We start from the raw sequence: 19,138 nt of genomic DNA, 5'->3' as shown, positions 1-19,138 counted from the left end.
TTGATGAAGGGGCGGACGCTTTTTTCCGGTCTGCCCGTCACACTATTTTCAGGTAAGGAACAACATGCCCGCACCCATTCGATATGTACAGGACAGCCCGCATTTTCCGCCTTCGGCCGATGTGGTGGTCATTGGCGCCGGCATTGCCGGGGCCGCTGCTGCCTATGAACTGGCGAAAAAAGGCGTCAGCGTGGTGCTGATTGAAAAGGGCCTGGTCAGCGGCGAACAGTCAAGCCGCAACTGGGGCTGGTGCCGTCAGCAGAATCGCGACGAGCGCGAGCTGCCGTTAATCAAATACGCGCTGCAACGCTGGGGGGAACTGGGGGCGGAAACCGGGGAAGAGCTGGGCTTCCGCCGCAGCGGCCTGGTGTACGCCACCCAGAACCAGGACGACATCAACGCCTGGGAAGCCTGGAATAAGATGGCCAGAGGCTATGACTTCCACAGTGAGATCCTCACGGCGGAGCGGGCCAGGGCGATGACGCCGGGCAGCACCAGCGCATGGCTGGGGGGCGTATCCTCGCCGACTGACGGACACGCCGAGCCTTCACTGGCGGCGCCGGGCCTGGCGATTGCCGCCCAGCGGCTGGGTGCGATGGTGTTTCAGCAGTGCGCGGTGCGCGGGCTGGATATTTCCGCCGGCCGCGTCAGCGGCGTGCTCACCGAACGGGGGCTAATCAAAACCAGCAGTGTGATCTGCGCAGGCGGCACCTGGACCTCCATGTTCTGCCGCCGTCACGGTATCGATCTGCCTCTCGGCAACGTCATTGGCACGGCGTTCCGCACCGCGCCCATCGAACAAAAAATTGCCCTGCCGCTGTATACGCCGGGCTTCGCCTGCCGCCCGCAGCTGGACGGCAGTTACACCGTGTCTGTCTCCGGACGGGGCCGCCTGGAACCTGGCCTGCAGGGCCTGCGCTATGCCCGTCAGTTCTGGCCGACTTTTAAGGCGCGGCGTAAAAACCTGAAGATCAACCTCGGCATTGGTCCGTTTATCACCGGGCCGGAAGCATACGCCCACTGGCGTATGGACGGCATCTCACCGTTTGAAAAAGTGCGCATTCTCGACCCGTCGCCGGATATGGCGATGGTGGAGGAGGGGCTGAGTGCCATGCGTAAAGAGTTCCCGTCGATGGAGAAGGTGCGTCTGGAGCAGGCCTGGGGCGGAATGATCGACAGCACCGCCGATGCCGTGCCGGTGATCTCCCCGGTCGGCAAACTGCCCGGCCTGGTGCTGTCCGCCGGTTACAGCGCCCACGGTTTTGGCATTGGCCCCGGAGCCGGGCGGCTGGCCGCTGATCTTGCCACGAAAGATACCCCGATTGTTGATCCGACGCCGTTCCGCTACGAACGGCTGATCGACGGTTCCGGCCTTGATGCGCCGGGAATGATGTAAGGAGCCGAAATGACGATTGAATTTGTTGCGATGAACGAAACCCATCTGGATGCCGCCTTTGCCCTGACGCAGCAGGTGAAATGGCCGCACCGCCGTGCCGACTGGCAGCAGGCGCTGCGGCTGGGTGAAGGCCTGGTGGCCGTGGAGAAGGGCGAGGTGATTGGCACCGCGCTGCGCTGGCGCTGGGGGCGTGATTACGCCACGCTCGGGCTGGTGATTGTCAGCGGGGACCAGCAGGGGCGCGGCATTGGCAGAGATCTGATGCAGCAGACGCTGGCGAAGCTGGAGGGGAGCCACGTGCGGCTGCACGCGACGGAGGCGGGTAAACCGCTGTATGAAAAGCTGGGCTTTGTCGCCACCGGCCACGTTGAACAGCATCAGTGCCGGGAGCTGGCGGCGGTCTCCGCCATTGCCTGTGGGCCACAGCAACAGCTGCGCAGCGCCAGCGTGCAGGATGCCGCGCTGCTGACCGCGCTGGATCGTCAGGCGCTGGGGCAGCACCGCCCGCTGCTGATTGCCAACCTGCTCGACAGCGCAGAGCGTTTTCTGGTGCTGGAAGAGAACGGAACGGCCGCCGGCTTTGCCTGCCTGCGCCGCTTCGGTCACGGCTATGCGATTGGCCCGGTCATCGCACGCAGCCCGGGGAATGCGAAGCTGCTGGTCAGCCAGCTGTTAAGCGGGGTCAGCGGTCAGTTTGTGCGCATCGACACCGATCGCTCGGCGGGGATGGGGCCGTGGCTCACCGGGCTGGGTCTGGTGGAAGTGGATACCCCGGTCACCATGTACAAAGGCGAGCCGTGGCAGCCTGAAACCGGCGGGATGCAGGCATTTGCCCTGATGAGCCAGGCGCTGGCCTGATGAACATTGTCTATAAGTCTGAGCCCGAACGTGGGAAAAAATGGGCCGCGCTGGTGGCGGAACGGGCACCCGCTACCCGCTTTCATCTGTGGCCGGACACCGGCAATCCGGAAGAGGTCGGGTACCTGGTGGCGTGGATACCGCCAGATGACATTATGCAAAAGTTTCCCAACCTGAAAGTACTGTTTTCGGTGGGAGCAGGGGCCGATCAGTTTGACTATGCCAGCCTGCCACCGACGCTGCCGGTGGTGCGGATGATCGAACCGGGCCTGACCCGCGGGATGGTGGAATATGTCACCTTTGCCGTGCTGGGCCTGCACCGTGATATGCCGCGCTATCTGCAACAGCAGCGGGAGGGCCTCTGGCAGGCGCACAACGTACACACCGCTGCCAGCCGCCGCATAGGCGTGATGGGGCTGGGCACGCTGGGCGAAGCAGTGCTACAGCCGCTGGTGGCCTTGGGCTTTGACTGCGCAGGCTGGAGCCGGTCGCCGCGCGACCTGCCGGGCGTACAGTGCTATGCGGGCAGTGACCGCCTGGGCGAGTTCCTTGCCCGCACCGACATTCTGATCTGCCTGCTGCCGCTCACCGCCAGCACCGAAGGGATGCTCAATGCGGATCTGTTCAGCCAGTTACCCCGTGGGGCGGCGCTGGTGCAGGTCGGGCGCGGCGCGCAGCTGGATCATGACGATTTAATCCGCGCCCTCGACAGCCAGCAGCTGCGGGCAGCGGTGGTGGATGTCACGGCACCGGAACCGCTGCCGCCCGGTCATGCCTTCTGGCAGCATCCGGCCGTCTGGCTGACGCCTCATATCGCCAGCCAGACGCAGCCCGAGAGTGCGGTGGAAGCGCTGCTGGACAATATTCGTCGCTTTGAGCGTGGTGAACCGATGATCGGCGTGGTCGATCGTGAAAAAGGATACTGATATGGATCTGGCCGCATTAGTGGCGCTCCGGCGCGATATTCATCAGCACCCCGAACTGGGTTATCAGGAGCACCGCACCAGCGCGCTGGTGGTTGAGTTTCTCACCCGCCTGGGGCTGGAGGTTCATCAGGGCATCGGTAAAACCGGCGTGGTCGGCGTCCTGAAGCGCGGCAGCAGCACGCGTACGGTTGGCCTGCGCGCCGATATGGACGCGTTGCCGATGGCCGATAACGGCAGTCAGCCGTGGAAGAGCCGTCAGCCCGATGTCTGCCACGCCTGCGGGCATGACGGCCACACCGTTATGCTGCTGGGGGCCGCTCAGGCGCTGGCGGCGGAGAGCAGCTTTGACGGTACGGTCTGTTTTATCTTCCAGCCGGCGGAGGAGGGGCTGGCCGGGGCGCAGGCGATGATCGACGACGGCCTGTTTACCCGCTTTCCCTGTGACGCGGTCTATGCCATTCATAACTGGCCGCAGCTGCCGCTGGGCACGGTGCAGACCCGGCCAGGGCCGATTATGGCCGCCGGCGATGCCTTCAGTATCACCGTGGAGGGCGGCGGCGGCCATGCCGCTCAGCCGCAGCTGACCGCCGATACGCTGCTGGCCACCAGTGAACTGGTGGTGGCGCTGCATACGATTGTCAGCCGCGATCTGGACCCGTGCGATCCCGCCGTGCTGACGGTGACGCGCATCAACGGCGGCTTCTCCCATAATATGATCCCGGCGCAGGCGACCCTGAGCGGGACGGTACGCACGTTTGATGCTGGCGTGCAGGATCGGATTGAACAGCGCATGCGCGAACTGGCGCAGCATGTCACGGCGTCGCACGGGCTGACGGCGCGGGTGACCTACGATCGCTACTATCCGGCGACCATCAACGGTCAGCATGAAGCCCGGGTGGCGCTGAACGCCGCGCGCCGCGCCGGACTGGAGCACGGACCCGCGCCCAAACCGGCAATGACCTCGGAAGACTTCTCCTTTATGTTGCAGGCCACACCCGGGGCCTATGTCTGGCTGGGGTCGGCGGAAAGTCGTCCGCTGCATCACTCGGAATATGACTTTAACGATGCGCTGATCCCCTACGGCATCCGCTGGTTCTGCGCGGTGGTGCAGGAATCCCTGCCGGTAAAAATTTAATTCAACGTTTGGGACGAATTACGAAAGTTAATGCTGCCGCCGCCCGTCGAACGGCAGCTTTCCCTGACGGCTTATTGCGATACTTGACCCATGCCCGCTCAGGGCAACTATTCATCTTGACGTCAATGAGGCAAATCAATGCACAATTTACTGGCTGAACAGCAGACATTCTCTGATAACGCCCTGTTTCTGGACGCGCGTGCAGAAAATGTTCCCCGTGGCGTAGTCACCGCACACCCGATTGTGATTGCCAAAGGCAAAGGTTCTGAAGTCTGGGATGTGGAAGGGAATCGTTATTTAGATTTTGTCGGCGGCATTGGCGTATTAAACGTGGGCCATAACCATCCTGCCGTGGTGAATGCTGTCACCGCGCAGCTGCAGCGGGTATCTCATGCCTGTTTTCAGGTAGCCGCTTATCCGGGTTATATCGAGCTGGCCCGGCGTCTGAATGCGCTGATTGGTGCCGGTGAAGAATTTAAAAGTGTGTTTTTCACCAGCGGGGCTGAAGCGGTAGAAAATGCGGTGAAAATTGCCCGCGCGCACACCGGCCGTCCTGGCATCATCGCTTTTGACGGTGCGTTTCACGGGCGTACCCTATTAGGCGTGACCTTAACCGGAATGAGCCAGCCCTATAAGCAGAACTTTGGGCCGTTCCCGGGGGATATTTACCGCGTCCCGTTCCCTAACGCCTTCCATCACGTGTCCGAACAGGACTGCCTCAACGCGCTGGAGACGCTGTTCGCCGTGCAGATCCTCCCTGAGCGTGTCGCGGCGATCATCATCGAGCCGGTACAGGGTGACGGTGGCTTCCTGGCGGCGTCGCCGGCCTTTATGCAGGCGCTGCGCGAGATCACCCAGCGTCACGGTATTCTGCTGATCTGCGACGAAGTGCAGACCGGCTTTGGCCGTACCGGCAGGATGTTTGGCTTCCAGCACAGCGGCATCGTGCCGGATCTGGTCACCGTGGCAAAAAGCCTCGGCGGCGGCCTGCCGATTTCTGGCGTGGTCGGCAAAGCAGCAATTATGGATGCGCCAGCGCCGGGCGGGCTGGGCGGCACCTATGGCGGTAACGCACTGGGCTGTGCGGCGGCGCTGGCGGTACTCGATCTGTTTGAGCAGGGCGATCTGCTGGCGCGGTCGAATCAGCTCGGCCAGCAGATGAATGCGCGTCTGCATCAGCTGGCAGAAAAATATGCCTGCATTGGGGAAGTGCGTGGCATTGGCTTTATGCAGGCGGTGGAGATAATTGATTTTGAAAGCAAAAAGCCCGATGCCGCGCTGACGCAGAAGATCCTCGACAGCGCCTGCCAGGAAGGACTGTTGCTGATCAAGTGTGGCCTGCACCGCAATACCGTGCGCTTCCTGGCACCGCTGGTGACCAGTGATTCGCAGCTGGAAGAGGCTCTGCATATCTTTGATATCGCCCTGGCACGCGCCACGGGGCGTTTAGGCTGATAATTCTTCCTCATTGATATTATTACATTTATTGATAATTACGCCCGGATAGCACGCGATGTTAAAATACTGGCGTCTCAGTGATTAAGCGTGCTATACCAGTTGGGTGACGTGAACCAATGAGGGGTCTTATGAACGGCTTAATGAAACTGGACCGTATCGACATTAACATTCTGGTTCAGCTCCAGAAAGATGGCCGTATCAGCAATGTGAACCTGGCCGATGCCGTTGGGCTTTCGCCCAGCCCCTGTCTGCAACGCGTCAAGCGCCTGGAAACCGCGGGTTTTATCACCGGTTATGAGGCGCATATCAATCTGACGAAAATCACCGATTCCGTCACGGTGTTCACCGAAGTGACCCTGTCCGGGCATCGCCGCGAAGATTTCCTGAAGTTTGAGAATGCGATCCGCGAAGTGGATGAGCTGATGGAGTGCCATCTGATCACCGGGGGTTATGACTATCTGCTGCGCTTTATTACCCGCAGTATTGAACACTATCAGGAAGTGATTGAAGGGCTGCTCGATGCCAAAGTGGGCATTGATAAGTACTTCAGTTATATCGTGATCAAGTCCCCCATCATGAAAAGCAGTGTGCCGCTGAGGTCGCTGATTACCCGCCACACCCAGGTCGAGTTTTAATCCCATTTCACGCCCGGGCTGGCCCTTTTTTTCGGTCAACCCGTGGCGAGGATTTGTACGATTGTCCGGGTTAACGTCAGGGGCGCGCCGCGCGCCCGCGACAGCACCATGCCTGGCTCGCGGGCTTCCCGCTTCCGGCAGAATATTTTCCCGCCCGCCCGCAATTCCCCACAAAACGCCGTACTGACCCCGAACAACCAAAAAACTGCGCCTGCTAAAGGGCTTACACTCTTTTTATCCGCTAAAAAAGAGCCAGGAGTTCCTATGCTCAAGCCGGTTGTCCCCGTGGTTGCCGAATGGCAGCGCGATGAATATCTGTTAAGCAGCGATACCCACAAACTGGATATCGCGTGGGTGCATGCCCAGCTGTCTGAAAAAAGCTACTGGGCTGCCGGGCAGTCGCTGGCAACCACCGAACGATCTCTCGCCGCATCCATGCCCTTCGGTCTTTATTACCGCCAGCAGCAGGTCGGATTTGGTCGCCTGATCACCGATTACAGCCGCTTTGCTTACCTCAGCGACGTGATGATTGATGATGCCCATCGCGGCAAAGGGCTCGGCCGCTGGTTTGCCGCCACCGTGCTCACCCATCCCGAACTGCACACGATAAAACGCTGGATGCTGGCCACCGACGATGCTCACGACGTCTACCGTCGGGCGGGCTGGCAGCCCGTGGCACAGCCACAGCGATTGATGGAATTTATTCCCACCCCACCAGAGGACAACACCCCATGAGCTACCGCGTTGGCGTCGATATTGGCGGATCGTTCACGGATTTTGCGCTGCTGGACGAGCGTGATAACAGCATCCGTACCCTGAAAGTCCTGTCACGCCCGGACAGCCCCGGCAGCGAGATCACCACCGGGCTGGCGCAGTTTGCGCAGCGCGATGGGATTGATCCTGCCGACATCCATTACTTTACCCACGGCACGACGGTCGGCGTTAATGCAGTGATCCAGCGCAAGGGGGTAAAGCTGGCGCTGTTTGCCACGGAAGGGTTCTGTGATGTGCTGGAACTGGCGCGGCTCAAAATTCCGCATATTCACGATCTGTTTTCACGCCGCCCGGCTCCGCTGATCGCCCGCGACCGCGTTTTCGCCATCAGGGAGCGCAGCGACCGCGACGGCAACGTGCTGCAGGCGGTCGATCGCCAGAGCGTCATTGATGCGGTGGAGGCGGCGCGCGCGGCGGGCTGCGAGGGCATTGTCGTCTCACTTCTGCACAGCTATCGCAACGGCAGCAATGAAGCGCAGGTGCGCGAGATCGTCGCTGAAATCGCCCCTGACCTGCTGACCTCCTGTTCGGCGGAGATCTGGCCGATCATCCGCGAATATGAACGCACCATCACCGCGGTGATGAACGCTTACGTGCAGCCGAAGGTGATCCAGTACCTGGATGCCTTCGAGCAGGCGCTGAAAGCGATGGGGGTACCGGTACCGCCGCGTATCACCAAATCTAACGGCGGGGTGATGGGTCTGGCGCAGGCAAAAGCCGAGTGTGTGCAGATGGTGCTGTCCGGCACGGCGTCCGGGGTGATGGGCGCCAGCTATATCGCTGAAAGCTGCGGTTTTGACCGCCTGCTCAGTCTGGATATCGGCGGCACCAGCGCGGATGTGGCGGTGATCATCGACGGTCGTCCGGAATACGGTAACGGCGAAATTATCGGTGATTTCCCGATCTATATTCCGTCCGTCTCTGTCACCTCGGTGGGACAGGGCGGCGGATCGATTGCCTGGATAGACAGTCTGGGGGTGTTGCAGGTCGGCCCGGACAGCGCCGGATCGCTGCCGGGGCCGGTCTGCTTCCGCCGTGGCGGTACCGAAGCGACCGCCACGGATGCCTTTGCGGCCTGTGGTCTGATCGGGCATGGCGACCTCGGTTACAACGCGGTGCAGGTGGATGTCGTCGGGGCGCGTGCGGCGGTCGGGAAACTGGCTGGCCCGCTGGGGATCAGCATTGAGGAAACGGCCGAAAATATTATCGCGCTGGCGATCTCCAGCATGTACAGCGACACCAGCGGGCTGATCTCGCGCTTTGGTCTGGATCCACGCGAATTTTACTTCCTGGCGTTCGGCGGTGCCGGGCCCATGATGGGCTGCTTCCTGGCGCGTGAGCTGAAGCTGAAAGGCGTGGTGGTGCCCCCCACGCCAGGCGTGCTTTCGGCGCTGGGTGGCCTGGTGGCCGATATCAAAAATGACTTTATCCGCACGCTCTACTGCGACCTGACCCCGGTGGTCAGCGACCGCCTGCAGCAGAGTGCGCAGCAGCTCAGTGATGAAGCGGAAGGCTGGCTGGCACGGGAATATGGTGCCGATCTGCCGTACGAACTCAGTTTCTCGGCAGATATGCGCTATCGCGGACAGTCGTTTGAAATCGATGTTGTCCTGCAGCGATGCTGGCTGCTCGAAGGGGACCTGCAGGCAATCCGCAGCGCCTTCGATGCTCATCACACCCGTCTGTTTGGCCATCACGATGCGCAGGCACCGGTACAACTTATCAACCTGCGGCTGGTGCTCTCCTCCCCGACGCCAAAACCACGCCTGACCACGCTGCCTGAGGCAGACGGACCGGTTCCGGTGCAGCAACAGGTTGAAGCCTGGATTGACGGGCGCTGGTGGCAGCTGGATGTTGTTGCCCGCAGTGCGCTGCGCGCCGGACACCAGCTGACCGGGCCGGTGATTATTGCCCAGGATGACTGCACCACCTGCGTTCCGCCGCAGATGCAGGTCGATGTTGACCACTACGGCAACCTGATTATTACCCCGCTAACCGGAGCACATCATGGCCATTGATGGACGTAACCTGCAAATTCTCGCCAACTACTGCGCGGCCGCCGCCGATGCCATGGCATTTACGCTGATGCGTACCGCGCACTCCACCTTTGTCAAAGAGACGGAAGATTTTTCCTGTCAGATTGTCAGCCGTGACGGGATGGCCTTTGCGTCGCCGCGCAGCTTTGGTGCGCCCTGGTACAGCGGCATTGATTATGGCCCGGTGCTGGCGCTGATTGACGGCTATCAGGAAGGCGATATCTGCATCACCAACGATTCGTATGCAGGTAACGTGGCCACCCATTCACCGGATATTCATATCTGGAAACCGGTGTTCCACGACGGCGAAATCACCTGTTTTGTGGTGGGGCACATCCATAACACCGATGTGGGGGGAGCGGTACCGGCCTCGCTGTCGCGCTCGCTGACGGAGATTGTGCAGGAAGGCATCCGCATCCCGCCGCTGAAGATCATCAGCGGAGGCGTGCTGAACGAAGAGGTGGCGCGCATTATGCGGCTGAACGTTCGTGCGCCCGATCAGAACTGGGGAGACTTTAATGCCCAGATTGCGTCGGTAAATATTGGCGAACGCAAAGTGCAGGAGATTATCGCCCGCTTTGGTATTGAGGACTTCCTGACCGGGGTTGAGGGGATCCTCGACTACGCCGAGCAGCAGGCGCGCGGCATTATCAGCACCATTCCTGACGGGGAGTATTTCTATGCCGATTACGCGGACGAAGATGGCGAGGGCGGTTATCCCTGCCGTATCGCCGTCACGCTGCGGGTGAAAGGCGACAGCCTGGTGCTGGACTATACCGGCAGCGATCCGCAGCTGATGTCCTCCCTCAATATGCCGACCGGGGGGCGGGAACGTCACCCGCTGGCGCTGGTGGGGGTGACGTACGTCCTGTCGACGCTGGATCGTTCCCTGCTGCTGAACGCCGGGACGCTGCGCCCGACGCGGGCGATTTTGCCGCCGGGCACCATTATGAACTGTGAAGCGCCAGCGGCCGTAGGCATGCGCTCCCTGACCTGTGCCATGTCGCAGATTGCTACCGTGGGCGCGTTTTCCCTGGCCATGCCGGATCGGCTGCCGGCCAACTCCCCGGGGGGGAATTCCATCATCAATATCCGCACCGTTGATGGCCAGAACCGCAGCGTGGTGGCCTCCCTCGGCCCGGTAGGGGGCGGGGCGGGCGGTACGCCGAAACACGACGGCCCGGACGGTTCCGGCGGCCTGTCGGCGTTCCTGAAGAATACGCCAATAGAGATCAACGAAGCGGAGGTCCCGGTGCGGTTCCTGCGCTATGGTCTGGCGACCGACAGCGCAGGTGCCGGGGAGTATCGCGGCGGGCTGGCCACCGAAATGGCGTTTGAGGTGTTTGCCCCCAATACCACCATTACAGCCCGCAACCGCAATCGCTCGGTCTTCTCCTCCGCCGGGGCGGCGGGCGGGCAGGCGGGCAGCACCTCGTGGTTTCGCACCGAACATGCCGATGGCCGCGTGACGGAGCACGGGAACACCGATGTGATCCACTGCGGGCCGGGTGACGTGGTGGCGATCAAAGGCCCGGGTGCCGGCGGCTACGGGCTGGCGAAAAACCGCCGCGCGCAGGCGGTACTGCAGGATGTACAGTGCGGCTTCCTGACGGAGCAGGCGGCTCGTGAGCAGTACGGCGTGGCGCTGCAGTGCGGAGAGATTGACGACGTCGGGACGGCGCGCCTGCGTGCGGCAATGCCGGCGGGGACTGGCGAGCACTTCGACGTGGGGGACGCCCGGCGCACCTTTGAAGCCCTGTGGACACCGGAACGCTATCAGCTGTTAACGGTGTTTCTCGCCCGGCAGCCGGTGGTCTGGCGTCATTTTCTCAAGCACCAGGTGTTTGCGGCGGTAAACGCGGGCGAGGGGGCGGACCTGCCGCTGGAAGCGCAGATGTCCGCTCTGTTTAGCGGGCTGAAACAGCGTTTTCCGGCACTGAGCGGGGAATAAGTTCTGCCCCCTTGAATTCTGCGATCCATCCCGAAAAACGGGATTTAAGGGCGGCTGCTTTATTATTTTGTGATGATCTTTGTTTTTGTTTTCGGTAATATTTTTGGCGTACTCAGGAGGGTTTACTTTATTAATGGAATAAGTTATGGAGGTGGAAAATGGATTTCAGTCTTAAAACGTTAATGCATGCGATAATAGGTGGGGGTGGCTGGGGATTGGCACTTTCGGGATTTGTCCCCCTGTTATTTCCGGCTATTACACTCACGCCTTATGTCATCAACTGTGGTGTGGTGACAGGAGGAACCCTGCTCAGTGCTTTGTACCTGTTCGCCGTCTGGCGCGCAAGTTGATGCGCTTCTGTTCGTTCTTCCCACAGGATAGTCAGCAGCTGGTCTATTTCTATTTTTCTGTTTGTACCCTCTATCTGATGATTCACCTTATCTGGGACTGGCGGTCAACGCATACGCCGCCATTTTCATTACACAAGCTGCAATATAAATTACATCAGGTATTTTCTGGCGCGACCTTTGCATCGAGTTTGTTTTTTTTGGTTGTGGCGCTGGACCTGAATAATCCCTTGCGTCACTCTGAGGCGTTTATTTTTCCCCTTATTTGTACTTCCCTGTGTGGCATTATGGTTTCACTGGCCAATATCGCCCCCGGCCCTCACGAGCCAGGGTGAAATTATTTCACCAGCGCCAGCGAGAAGCCGTCCCAGCCTTTTGCCCCCACGGTTTGTATCGCGGTCGCGTCAAGGCGGGGATCGCTGCCCATCATGGTCAGAAAGTCCCGTATCCCCTGAATATTCCAGTCGCTGGTATCGCCGTCAGCGACGTGCCCATTGCGCACCACGTTATCGCCAATAATCAGCGTGCCCGGGCGTGAATAGCGGATCGCCCACTCCAGGTAGGCCGGGTTATTACGTTTATCAGCATCAATAAAGATCATATCAAACGGCGCGGCGTCAGCCAGCGTCGGCAGGGTATCCAGTGCGGCGCCGACGCGCAGGGTGACCTTGTGTTCCAGCCCGGCGCGGCGGATATTCTGCGCGGCGATCTCCGCGTGGTGGGGTTCATATTCCAGGGTGATCACTTTGCCGCCATCGGGCAGCGCACGCGCCAGCCACAGCGTGCTGTAGCCGCCAAGCGTGCCGATTTCCAGTATGCGTTTCGCCCCGGTCATTTTTGCCAGCAGGTTGAGCAATTTGCCCTGATTCGGGGCCACATCAATGGCCGGTAAGCCCGCGGCCTGATTGTTTTCCAGCGCGGCCAGCAGTGCCTCATCCTGTGGCACCAGCTGTTCTGTCAGATAATTATCGACCTCTGTCCAGCGTTGTTGATTCATGATTTCTCCTTGCTAAGGGGGAGTGGGCTGACCTGAAAAGAAGGTCAGCCCCTGGGGTTAAAGAAGCGGTATCAGCACAGGGTTTACTCTGTACAGGCCTGTGACCGGGTGGTTTTCAGATCCGGGATCAGCGTTAACAGCCCGCACAGCGCCATACCTGCTCCGATCCACAGCGGCGCGCTCAGCCCGAAACCGTACTCAATACCCAGCCCGCCCAGCAGCGACCCGAGCATCAGCCCGAAAGTGATCATCGAGGTGTGCAGCGTGTTCACCAGCTGTCGGTTACCGGCAGCGGCCATCACGCGCGTCACCATCGCCGGATTCATCGTCACGCCAAACAGCCCGACGCCGACAACCGATGCAATGGCGACCGGCGGCAGATGAATAAAGCGGGCAAACAGCGCAAAACAGCAGGCCAGCGCCAGCAGACCCGTGGCGATCGCCGGCAGTGCATAACGCCCGGCAAGCCTTCCCACCACGGCATTGCCCAGTACGGTGGCCATGCCGTATACCAGCAGCAGCACGGTCACTTCGCCGTGGCTGAAACCGGTCTGCGAGCTGAGGATAGGGGTAAAGTAGCTGAAACCGGCGAAGGTCGCGCCAATAATCAGCAGGCTGGTGCTGTAGGCACGCCACAGCGTCGGGTTTTTTAACGCCCGCAGTTCATCAGCCAGATTGATGTCGTCCGGTTTCAGCGTGGCAGGCACGGTTCTGGCGGTTAGCCACAGGGCGAGCAGGGCAATGACCACCACTGACCAGAAGCTGACGCGCCAGCCTGCCAGATTGCCGATAAAACTGGCCAGCGGCAGGCCAAGCACGGTGCCGATCATCAGCCCTCCCAGCACGACGGTGATGGCACCGGAGATCTGCTGTTGCGGTACCAGCCTGACGCCGGTGCTCACCGCGCAGCCGATAAAGGCACCCGCCACCGCCCCGGTCAGGATACGGGCAATCACCAGCGGCAGATAGCTGCCCGCTACCGCTCCCAGCGCCTGGCTGGCAACAAACAGCGCCAGCAGGATCAGCAGGCTGCGGCGCGGCGGATGCTTCAGTAACACCAGCGCGAGCAGCGGCCCGCCTATCGCCATCGCCAGCGCGTACAGGGTAATCAGATAACCGGTCATCGGCAGGCTGATATGCAGATCGGCGCTCATGATATTCATCAGTGCGGCAACCTGGAATTCGCTGGTCACCAGCGCAAAAACACCAAACCCCAGCGTATACACGGCTGCGGGGAGACGGACGGAAGACGACGACATAACGTTTCCTGATAATCGATAAGTGAAGAACAAGTGTAGAGGCTGAGGCCGCTGCGTCCAGCTAGCCTTTAGTAGAGGGGGGGCGGCAGAGAGTTGAGCTCCAGCGCGCGCCGGATGGCATGTTTACCGTTGCTGACGCCCAGTTTTCGCGTGGCGTTAGCCATATGAAATTTCACCGTACTGAGCTGAATACCAAGGATGACAGCAATCTCGCCGTAGGTTTTCCCCCGGCTGCTCCACAGCAACACTTCCTGTTCACGCCCCGAAAGCGCCGGATGATGGCTGGAGCAGAGGGCTGTTTTTTCATGCAGGGCCACTAACAGCATCTGCAGGTCAGCCAGCCGGGAAATCACCTCATGGGAAAACGTCAGATTATCGCGGCGGCGGATGACGCTGAGCAGTGACATCTGCTGCTGCGGGTCGTGCACGGTGAAGGTGTAGCCTTTGACCCGCTGGCACCGGTTACCCGCCTCACACAGCCCGGCGTTGGGCCGTGCGCAGTCCTGCCAGTTAAACGGAGAGATGCGCTGCAGTGCCGCCAGCACCACCGGGTCTTTCAGATAACGGCGACGTTCGCTGTAGTCACTCACCCAGTCTGCCGCGTGGCTCGATACGACCAGTGCGTCACCGGGGGCATGCCGGTTCTGACGCAGATAAAGAAAATCAACGTCTCCCAGCGGGGCCAGGCGCTGACGGAGTAAGGCTTCTGTCTGTGCAATGATGGTACGTTCGCTGGCGTGCTCCACGCTGACTCTCCGGCAGGCAGGGGTATGGCCGTCCATCCTCGCACATTATCAGCGCGTTTTAAAAACCTTCATCTGGCCTTAACCCCACTGTCACACAATCCCTTCAATGTTACTGCCATCAGTCACCGGGAACTTAACGCAAATTTCCCTGCTATCCGGCCTTGTCCCGTGGAGATTTTTTTTATGCTCAACTTATCCAGACATCCGACCACTTTGTATCAGGCGATAGCGGCCCAGCTGGAAGACGAGCTGCGCAGCCGCTACCGCAGCGGCGAGTACCTGCCGTCTGAAAAACAGCTGGCGGCGAACTATGCCGTTAACCGCCACACCCTGCGCCGGGCGGTGGATGAGCTGGTGGACAAGGGGCTGGTGCAGCGCCGCCAGGGGGTGGGCATCCTGGTGCTGATGCGGCCCTATAACTATCCCCTGCACGCGCAGGCACGCTTCAGCCAGAACCTGATGGAGCAGGGGAGCCACCCGACCAGTGAACGCCTGCTGGCGGTGCTGCGCCCCTGTAATGCTGAAGTGGCGACGGCGCTGGGCATTCACGAGGGCGATACGGTGATCCATCTGCGTACGCTGCGCCGGGTGAACGGCGTGCCGGTCTGCGTGATTAACCATTATCTGCCGGACCTGAGCTGGTGGCAGCAGCTGCAGCAGTTCAGTCACGGCTCGCTGCATGACTTTATCCGCCTGCATCTCACCGCCGGGCTGACGCGTAAGCAGACGCGGATCACCGCGCGCCGGGCGCAGGCAAAAGAGAGCAGCCTGCTACAGGTTTCCCTGCACGCGCCGCTGCTCTCTGTTCGCACTCTGAACACCTGTACCGACAGCGGCAGCATGGCGGAGTACTCCGTCAGCCTGACGCGTGCCGACATGATTGAACTGACGCTGGAGCATTAAATGGAAGCACATAAGGCACGTCAGCACTGGCTATCGGTGCTGGCCCACAGTCAGCCGCAGCAGCTGCTGGCGCACTGGCCTGCGGATTTACAGCCGGCGTACCAGCTACTGCGCGCGCCGGAAACGGGCCTCACCCGCCTGCAGGCGCGCATGGGCGGCACCGGTCGCCGCTTTATCCTTGGGGATACCACCGTCACGCGCGCCGTGGTTCGCCTTGAAAACGGCGTGTGCGGTTACAGCTATCTTCTCGGGCGGGATAAAGCCCACGCCGAACGCTGTGCGCTGCTCGACGCCCTGTTGCAGGACGACAGCACACAGCACTTACATCAGCAGATCATCGTGCCGCTGGCGGCGCTGCGTGACGAGCAGCGTGCGCTGCGCTCACGGGAAGTTGCCAGCAGCCGGGTCGATTTCTTTACCCTTGTCCGGGGAGACAACGCATGACATTACTGGCCAGTTTTAGCCATCCCGTGGCGGATGCGCAGCGTGCCTTTCGCCGTATTCTGAAAGCAATGAGTGAGCCGGGTGTGATGGTGTCCCTGCCTGCGCTGCCCGCCTGGGGCAACGCCTCCTGTGCGGCTACCGCAGTGATGATGACCCTGGTGGATCGTGAAACCCCGCTGTGGATTGACGCTGCCCTGCGTGACGACGCGCTGTTGAGCAACCTGCGTTTTCATACCGGCGCGCCGGTGACCGACAGCCCGGATGCACCGTTTGCCCTGCTGCACGCCCGATCCGGCATCAGCATCGATCGTTTTTCCCCCGGTGACAATGTGTCACCGGAAAAAAGCAGCACGTTGATTATTGATGTACCGGCCCTCAGCGGCGGCCTGACGCTGCGCCTGCGCGGTCCGGGCCTGCAGGAGCGTCGGGCCATTGCTCCACAGCTCCCCGACAGCGTGCTCCACTACCTGCGCGAACGGCACCACCGTTTCCCGCAGGGTATTGATCTGATCTTTACCTGTGGTGAAAACATGATGGCGCTGCCGCGCAGCACCGATGTGGAGGTCTGCTGATGTATGTCGCCGTGAAAGGGGGCGAGAAGGCCATTGCCGCCGCCCATCAGCTGCAGGAGAGCCTGCGCCGGGGAGACAGCGATCAGCCGGAGCTGTCCTGTACGCAGATTGAACAGCAGCTGGGGCTGGCGGTGGATCGCGTGATGACCGAAGGCGGCATTCATGACCGCGAACTGGCAGCGCTGGCGATCAAACAGGCCGCCGGCGACCTGGTCGAAGCGATTTTTCTCCTGCGCGCCTACCGCACCACGCTGCCGCGTCTGGCTGACAGCCTGCCGCTGGACAGCGGGGCGATGCGCGTCGAGCGCCGTATCTCGGCGGTGTATAAAGATCTGCCCGGCGGACAGCTGCTCGGGCCGACCTTTGACTACACGCATCGCCTGCTGGATTTCACCCTGCTGGCCGAAGGCAAGACTCCGGTGACGCCGCGTGCGGAGCAGCCGCTGGCGGCAGAGTGCCCGCATATGTTTGATCTGATGACACGGGAAGGGCTGGCCCGGCGTGAAGAAGATGACGGCAGTGAGCCGCTGGATATCACCCGCGATGCACCCGCCTACCCGATGCCGCGATCGGCGCGCCTGCAGCAGCTGGTGCGTGGCGATGAAGGCTTTCTGCTGGCGCTGGGGTACTCCACGCAGCGCGGATACGGGCGCACCCATCCCTTTGCCGGGGAGATCCGCACCGGATGGGTCACGGTCGACATTGTCCCGGAAGAGCTGGGCTTTCCGCTGGACATTGGTGAAGTGATGCTGACCGAGTGCGAAATGGTCAATGGCTTTACCACGCCGGAAGAGGATGCGCCGCACTTTACCCGCGGTTACGGGCTGGTGTTTGGTCGTGCGGAACGGAAAGCGATGGCGATGGCGCTGGTGGATCGCGCCCTGCAGACGGAGGAGCACGGTGAACGGATAACCAGCCCGGCGCAGGACGAAGAGTTTGTCCTCTCGCATGCGGATAACGTGGAAGCGGCGGGATTTGTCTCACACCTGAAGCTGCCCCATTACGTGGATTTCCAGGCTGAACTGGAGCTGCTGAAACGCCTGCGGGCGGAATACCAGGAGGCGCACCGTGACTGAACTGAGCGGTTATAACCCCGGCTATCTTGATGAACAGAGTAAACGCACCATCCGTCGCGCCATCCTGAAAGCCGTCGCCATTCCCGGCTATCAGGTACCCTTTGGCGGCCGCGAGATGCCGATGCCCTACGGCTGGGGCACCGGCGGTATTCAGCTGACGGCCAGCGTGATCGGCGAACATGACGTGCTGAAGGTGATCGACCAGGGGGCGGATGACACCACTAATGCGGTCTCTATCCGCCGCTTCTTCCAGCGCGTCAGCGGGGCGGCCACCACCGAGCGGACGGTGGATGCCACGCTGATCCAGACCCGGCACCGCATTCCTGAAACGCCGCTGAGTGAAGACCAGATCCTGATTTACCAGGTGCCGATCCCGGAGCCGCTGCGCTTTATTGAGCCGCGGGAAACCGAAACCCGCACCATGCACGCGCTGGAGGAGTACGGCATCATGCAGGTCAAACTGTATGAAGATATTGCCCGCTACGGCCATATCGCCACCACTTATGCCTACCCGGTAAAGGTCAACGACCGTTACGTGATGGACCCGTCACCGATCCCAAAATTTGATAATCCGAAAATGGACATGATGCCCGCATTGCAGCTGTTTGGTGCCGGGCGTGAAAAGCGGATTTACGCGCTGCCGCCTTATACCAAAGTGGAAAGTCTCGACTTTGACGACCATCCCTTCACGGTACAGCAGTGGGATCACCCCTGTGCGCTGTGCGGGTCACGCGACAGCTATCTGGATGAAGTGGTGCTTGATGACGCCGGCTCCCGCCTGTTTGTCTGTTCCGACACCGACTACTGCCATCAGCAACAAGAGACACTATCATGAAGCGCGAGTCCCCCCTGCTGGCGGTCAGTCAGCTAACCCATCTTTATGCCCCGGGCAAAGGGTTCAGCGATGTCTCTTTCGAGCTGTATCCCGGTGAGGTGCTGGGTATTGTCGGCGAGTCCGGCTCCGGTAAAACCACGCTGCTGAAGTCGATTTCTGCGCGCCTGGCGCCACAGCACGGTGAGATTATCTATCAGGGTCAGGATCTCTATGCCCTCAGCGAAAGCGACCGCCGCCGCCTGCTGCGCACCGAGTGGGGCGTGGTGCATCAGTATCCCATGGACGGCCTGCGGGCGCAGGTGTCTGCCGGGGGTAACATCGGTGAGCGGCTGATGGCGGTCGGCCAGCGGCATTACGGGCAGATCCGCGAAACCGCCGGCCAGTGGCTACAGGACGTGGAGATCCCGCTGTCGCGCATTGACGACCTGCCGGGCACCTTCTCCGGCGGTATGCAGCAGCGGCTGCAAATTGCCCGCAATCTGGTGACTCACCCCACGCTGGTGTTTATGGACGAGCCCACCGGCGGGCTGGACGTGTCGGTACAGGCGCGCCTGCTGGATCTGCTGCGCAGCCTGGTGCGCGACCTGAATCTGGCGGTGGTGATTGTCACTCACGATCTCGGCGTCGCCCGCCTGCTGGCCCACCGGCTGCTGGTAATGAAAGAGGGCAGGGTGGTCGAGAGCGGACTCACCGACCGGGTGCTGGACGACCCGCACCATCCGTACACCCAGCTGCTGGTGTCATCGATTGTCTGAATCCGGCGTTGCTGGCCGACCGGAAAAGCGGCTCG

Annotated in this window: 20 protein-coding genes; 17 read left to right on the top strand and 3 right to left on the bottom strand. The window is 61.1% G+C overall.

Annotation, left to right across the window (positions count from 1 at the left end; genetic code table 11):
• Positions 1-64 precede the first annotated feature (64 nt).
• The 11 genes from EPE01S_RS00860 to EPE01S_RS00810 all read left to right on the top strand — a co-directional run bounded on the left by EPE01S_RS00860 (position 65) and on the right by EPE01S_RS00810 (position 11,851).
• Positions 65-1,396, top strand: a complete 1,332-nt coding sequence (locus EPE01S_RS00860) for an NAD(P)/FAD-dependent oxidoreductase (protein WP_062742683.1) — start codon at positions 65-67, stop codon at positions 1,394-1,396.
• 9 nt (positions 1,397-1,405) lie between these two features.
• A complete protein-coding gene (locus EPE01S_RS00855; protein ID WP_062742682.1) occupies positions 1,406-2,254 on the top strand; it encodes a GNAT family N-acetyltransferase in 849 nt (282 codons plus the stop codon).
• Positions 2,254-3,180 (top strand): 2-hydroxyacid dehydrogenase, encoded by a 927-nt coding sequence (locus EPE01S_RS00850; RefSeq protein WP_062742681.1) that lies wholly within the window; start codon positions 2,254-2,256, stop codon positions 3,178-3,180. Before EPE01S_RS00855 ends, EPE01S_RS00850 begins: the two co-directional genes overlap by 1 nt.
• A 7-nt stretch (positions 3,181-3,187) precedes the next feature.
• Positions 3,188-4,315 (top strand): M20 aminoacylase family protein, encoded by a 1,128-nt coding sequence (locus tag EPE01S_RS00845; protein WP_255210129.1) that lies wholly within the window; start codon positions 3,188-3,190, stop codon positions 4,313-4,315.
• Positions 4,316-4,453: 138 nt separating this feature from the next.
• Positions 4,454-5,770: a 4-aminobutyrate--2-oxoglutarate transaminase gene (gene gabT / locus EPE01S_RS00840; protein ID WP_062742679.1), complete on the top strand. Its 1,317-nt coding sequence runs from the start codon at positions 4,454-4,456 to the stop codon at positions 5,768-5,770.
• Between the two features lie 131 nt (positions 5,771-5,901).
• Positions 5,902-6,408: an Lrp/AsnC family transcriptional regulator gene (locus EPE01S_RS00835; RefSeq protein WP_062742678.1), complete on the top strand. Its 507-nt coding sequence runs from the start codon at positions 5,902-5,904 to the stop codon at positions 6,406-6,408.
• A 264-nt stretch (positions 6,409-6,672) separates the two neighbouring features.
• The gene (locus EPE01S_RS00830; protein ID WP_062742677.1) at positions 6,673-7,143 is read left to right on the top strand and encodes a GNAT family N-acetyltransferase; all 471 of its coding nucleotides are present in this window, start codon (positions 6,673-6,675) and stop codon (positions 7,141-7,143) included.
• Complete coding sequence (locus EPE01S_RS00825) at positions 7,140-9,200, top strand: hydantoinase/oxoprolinase family protein (protein WP_062742676.1); 2,061 nt, start codon at positions 7,140-7,142, stop codon at positions 9,198-9,200. Before EPE01S_RS00830 ends, EPE01S_RS00825 begins: the two co-directional genes overlap by 4 nt.
• Positions 9,190-11,169, top strand: a complete 1,980-nt coding sequence (locus EPE01S_RS00820; RefSeq protein ID WP_062742675.1) for a hydantoinase B/oxoprolinase family protein — start codon at positions 9,190-9,192, stop codon at positions 11,167-11,169. The genes EPE01S_RS00825 and EPE01S_RS00820 overlap by 11 nt, the downstream gene beginning before the upstream one ends.
• 158 nt (positions 11,170-11,327) lie before the next feature.
• Positions 11,328-11,519, top strand: coding sequence for a hypothetical protein (locus tag EPE01S_RS00815; protein ID WP_062742674.1), 192 nt, complete (start codon positions 11,328-11,330; stop codon positions 11,517-11,519).
• A complete protein-coding gene (locus EPE01S_RS00810) occupies positions 11,519-11,851 on the top strand; it encodes a hypothetical protein (protein WP_255210128.1) in 333 nt (110 codons plus the stop codon). Before EPE01S_RS00815 ends, EPE01S_RS00810 begins: the two co-directional genes overlap by 1 nt.
• A gap of 2 nt (positions 11,852-11,853) precedes the next feature.
• Here the strand turns inward: EPE01S_RS00810 and EPE01S_RS00805 are convergent, their stop codons facing one another.
• From EPE01S_RS00805 to EPE01S_RS00795, 3 genes are all read right to left on the bottom strand, one after another.
• Positions 11,854-12,513 carry an O-methyltransferase gene (locus EPE01S_RS00805; RefSeq protein ID WP_062742673.1) on the bottom strand — a complete coding sequence of 220 codons (660 nt, stop codon included), beginning with the start codon at positions 12,511-12,513 and terminating at the stop codon, positions 11,854-11,856.
• Between the two features lie 83 nt (positions 12,514-12,596).
• The gene (locus EPE01S_RS00800; protein ID WP_062742672.1) at positions 12,597-13,772 is read right to left on the bottom strand and encodes an MFS transporter; all 1,176 of its coding nucleotides are present in this window, start codon (positions 13,770-13,772) and stop codon (positions 12,597-12,599) included.
• Between the two features lie 68 nt (positions 13,773-13,840).
• A complete protein-coding gene (locus tag EPE01S_RS00795; protein WP_062742671.1) occupies positions 13,841-14,518 on the bottom strand; it encodes a LuxR family transcriptional regulator in 678 nt (225 codons plus the stop codon).
• Positions 14,519-14,701: 183 nt separating this feature from the next.
• On the opposite strand from EPE01S_RS00795, the gene phnF reads away from it, so the two are divergent.
• Genes phnF through phnK form a run of 6 tightly spaced genes read left to right on the top strand, consistent with a single transcriptional unit; the run spans position 14,702 to position 19,103 of the window.
• Positions 14,702-15,421: a phosphonate metabolism transcriptional regulator PhnF gene (gene phnF / locus EPE01S_RS00790; protein ID WP_062743079.1), complete on the top strand. Its 720-nt coding sequence runs from the start codon at positions 14,702-14,704 to the stop codon at positions 15,419-15,421.
• The gene (gene phnG / locus EPE01S_RS00785; RefSeq protein ID WP_062742670.1) at positions 15,422-15,865 is read left to right on the top strand and encodes a phosphonate C-P lyase system protein PhnG; all 444 of its coding nucleotides are present in this window, start codon (positions 15,422-15,424) and stop codon (positions 15,863-15,865) included.
• Positions 15,862-16,437 (top strand): phosphonate C-P lyase system protein PhnH, encoded by a 576-nt coding sequence (gene phnH, locus EPE01S_RS00780; protein WP_062742669.1) that lies wholly within the window; start codon positions 15,862-15,864, stop codon positions 16,435-16,437. The genes phnG and phnH overlap by 4 nt, the downstream gene beginning before the upstream one ends.
• Positions 16,437-17,513 carry a carbon-phosphorus lyase complex subunit gene (locus EPE01S_RS00775; RefSeq protein ID WP_062742668.1) on the top strand — a complete coding sequence of 359 codons (1,077 nt, stop codon included), beginning with the start codon at positions 16,437-16,439 and terminating at the stop codon, positions 17,511-17,513. The genes phnH and EPE01S_RS00775 overlap by 1 nt, the downstream gene beginning before the upstream one ends.
• Complete coding sequence (locus EPE01S_RS00770; protein WP_062742667.1) at positions 17,506-18,348, top strand: alpha-D-ribose 1-methylphosphonate 5-phosphate C-P-lyase PhnJ; 843 nt, start codon at positions 17,506-17,508, stop codon at positions 18,346-18,348. The genes EPE01S_RS00775 and EPE01S_RS00770 overlap by 8 nt, the downstream gene beginning before the upstream one ends.
• Positions 18,345-19,103, top strand: coding sequence for a phosphonate C-P lyase system protein PhnK (gene phnK / locus EPE01S_RS00765; RefSeq protein WP_062742666.1), 759 nt, complete (start codon positions 18,345-18,347; stop codon positions 19,101-19,103). The genes EPE01S_RS00770 and phnK overlap by 4 nt, the downstream gene beginning before the upstream one ends.
• Positions 19,104-19,138 lie beyond the last annotated feature (35 nt).

It is taken from the genome of Erwinia persicina NBRC 102418 (assembly GCF_001571305.1).
In the GTDB taxonomy this organism is placed as follows: Bacteria; Pseudomonadota; Gammaproteobacteria; order Enterobacterales; family Enterobacteriaceae; genus Erwinia; species Erwinia persicina.
The sequence above is the reverse complement of the archived record's forward strand: the minus strand, read 5'-3'. Positions and strand labels throughout refer to the sequence as shown.

Bases quoted from the DNA above. Each gene is read 5' to 3' on its own strand.
- EPE01S_RS00820 (WP_062742675.1), top strand. From the start codon at position 9,190: ATGGCCATTGATGGACGTAACCTGCAAATTCTCGCCAACTACTGCGCG.
- EPE01S_RS00825 (WP_062742676.1), top strand. From the start codon at position 7,140: ATGAGCTACCGCGTTGGCGTCGATATTGGCGGATCGTTCACGGATTTT.
- EPE01S_RS00775 (WP_062742668.1), top strand. From the start codon at position 16,437: ATGTATGTCGCCGTGAAAGGGGGCGAGAAGGCCATTGCCGCCGCCCAT.
- EPE01S_RS00855 (WP_062742682.1), top strand. From the start codon at position 1,406: ATGACGATTGAATTTGTTGCGATGAACGAAACCCATCTGGATGCCGCC.
- EPE01S_RS00810 (WP_255210128.1), top strand. From the start codon at position 11,519: ATGCGCTTCTGTTCGTTCTTCCCACAGGATAGTCAGCAGCTGGTCTAT.
- phnF (WP_062743079.1), top strand. From the start codon at position 14,702: ATGCTCAACTTATCCAGACATCCGACCACTTTGTATCAGGCGATAGCG.
- EPE01S_RS00850 (WP_062742681.1), top strand. From the start codon at position 2,254: ATGAACATTGTCTATAAGTCTGAGCCCGAACGTGGGAAAAAATGGGCC.
- EPE01S_RS00800 (WP_062742672.1), bottom strand. From the start codon at position 13,772: ATGTCGTCGTCTTCCGTCCGTCTCCCCGCAGCCGTGTATACGCTGGGG.
- EPE01S_RS00860 (WP_062742683.1), top strand. From the start codon at position 65: ATGCCCGCACCCATTCGATATGTACAGGACAGCCCGCATTTTCCGCCT.
- phnG (WP_062742670.1), top strand. From the start codon at position 15,422: ATGGAAGCACATAAGGCACGTCAGCACTGGCTATCGGTGCTGGCCCAC.
- phnK (WP_062742666.1), top strand. From the start codon at position 18,345: ATGAAGCGCGAGTCCCCCCTGCTGGCGGTCAGTCAGCTAACCCATCTT.
- EPE01S_RS00815 (WP_062742674.1), top strand. From the start codon at position 11,328: ATGGATTTCAGTCTTAAAACGTTAATGCATGCGATAATAGGTGGGGGT.
- gabT (WP_062742679.1), top strand. From the start codon at position 4,454: ATGCACAATTTACTGGCTGAACAGCAGACATTCTCTGATAACGCCCTG.
- EPE01S_RS00830 (WP_062742677.1), top strand. From the start codon at position 6,673: ATGCTCAAGCCGGTTGTCCCCGTGGTTGCCGAATGGCAGCGCGATGAA.
- phnH (WP_062742669.1), top strand. From the start codon at position 15,862: ATGACATTACTGGCCAGTTTTAGCCATCCCGTGGCGGATGCGCAGCGT.
- EPE01S_RS00835 (WP_062742678.1), top strand. From the start codon at position 5,902: ATGAACGGCTTAATGAAACTGGACCGTATCGACATTAACATTCTGGTT.
- EPE01S_RS00805 (WP_062742673.1), bottom strand. From the start codon at position 12,513: ATGAATCAACAACGCTGGACAGAGGTCGATAATTATCTGACAGAACAG.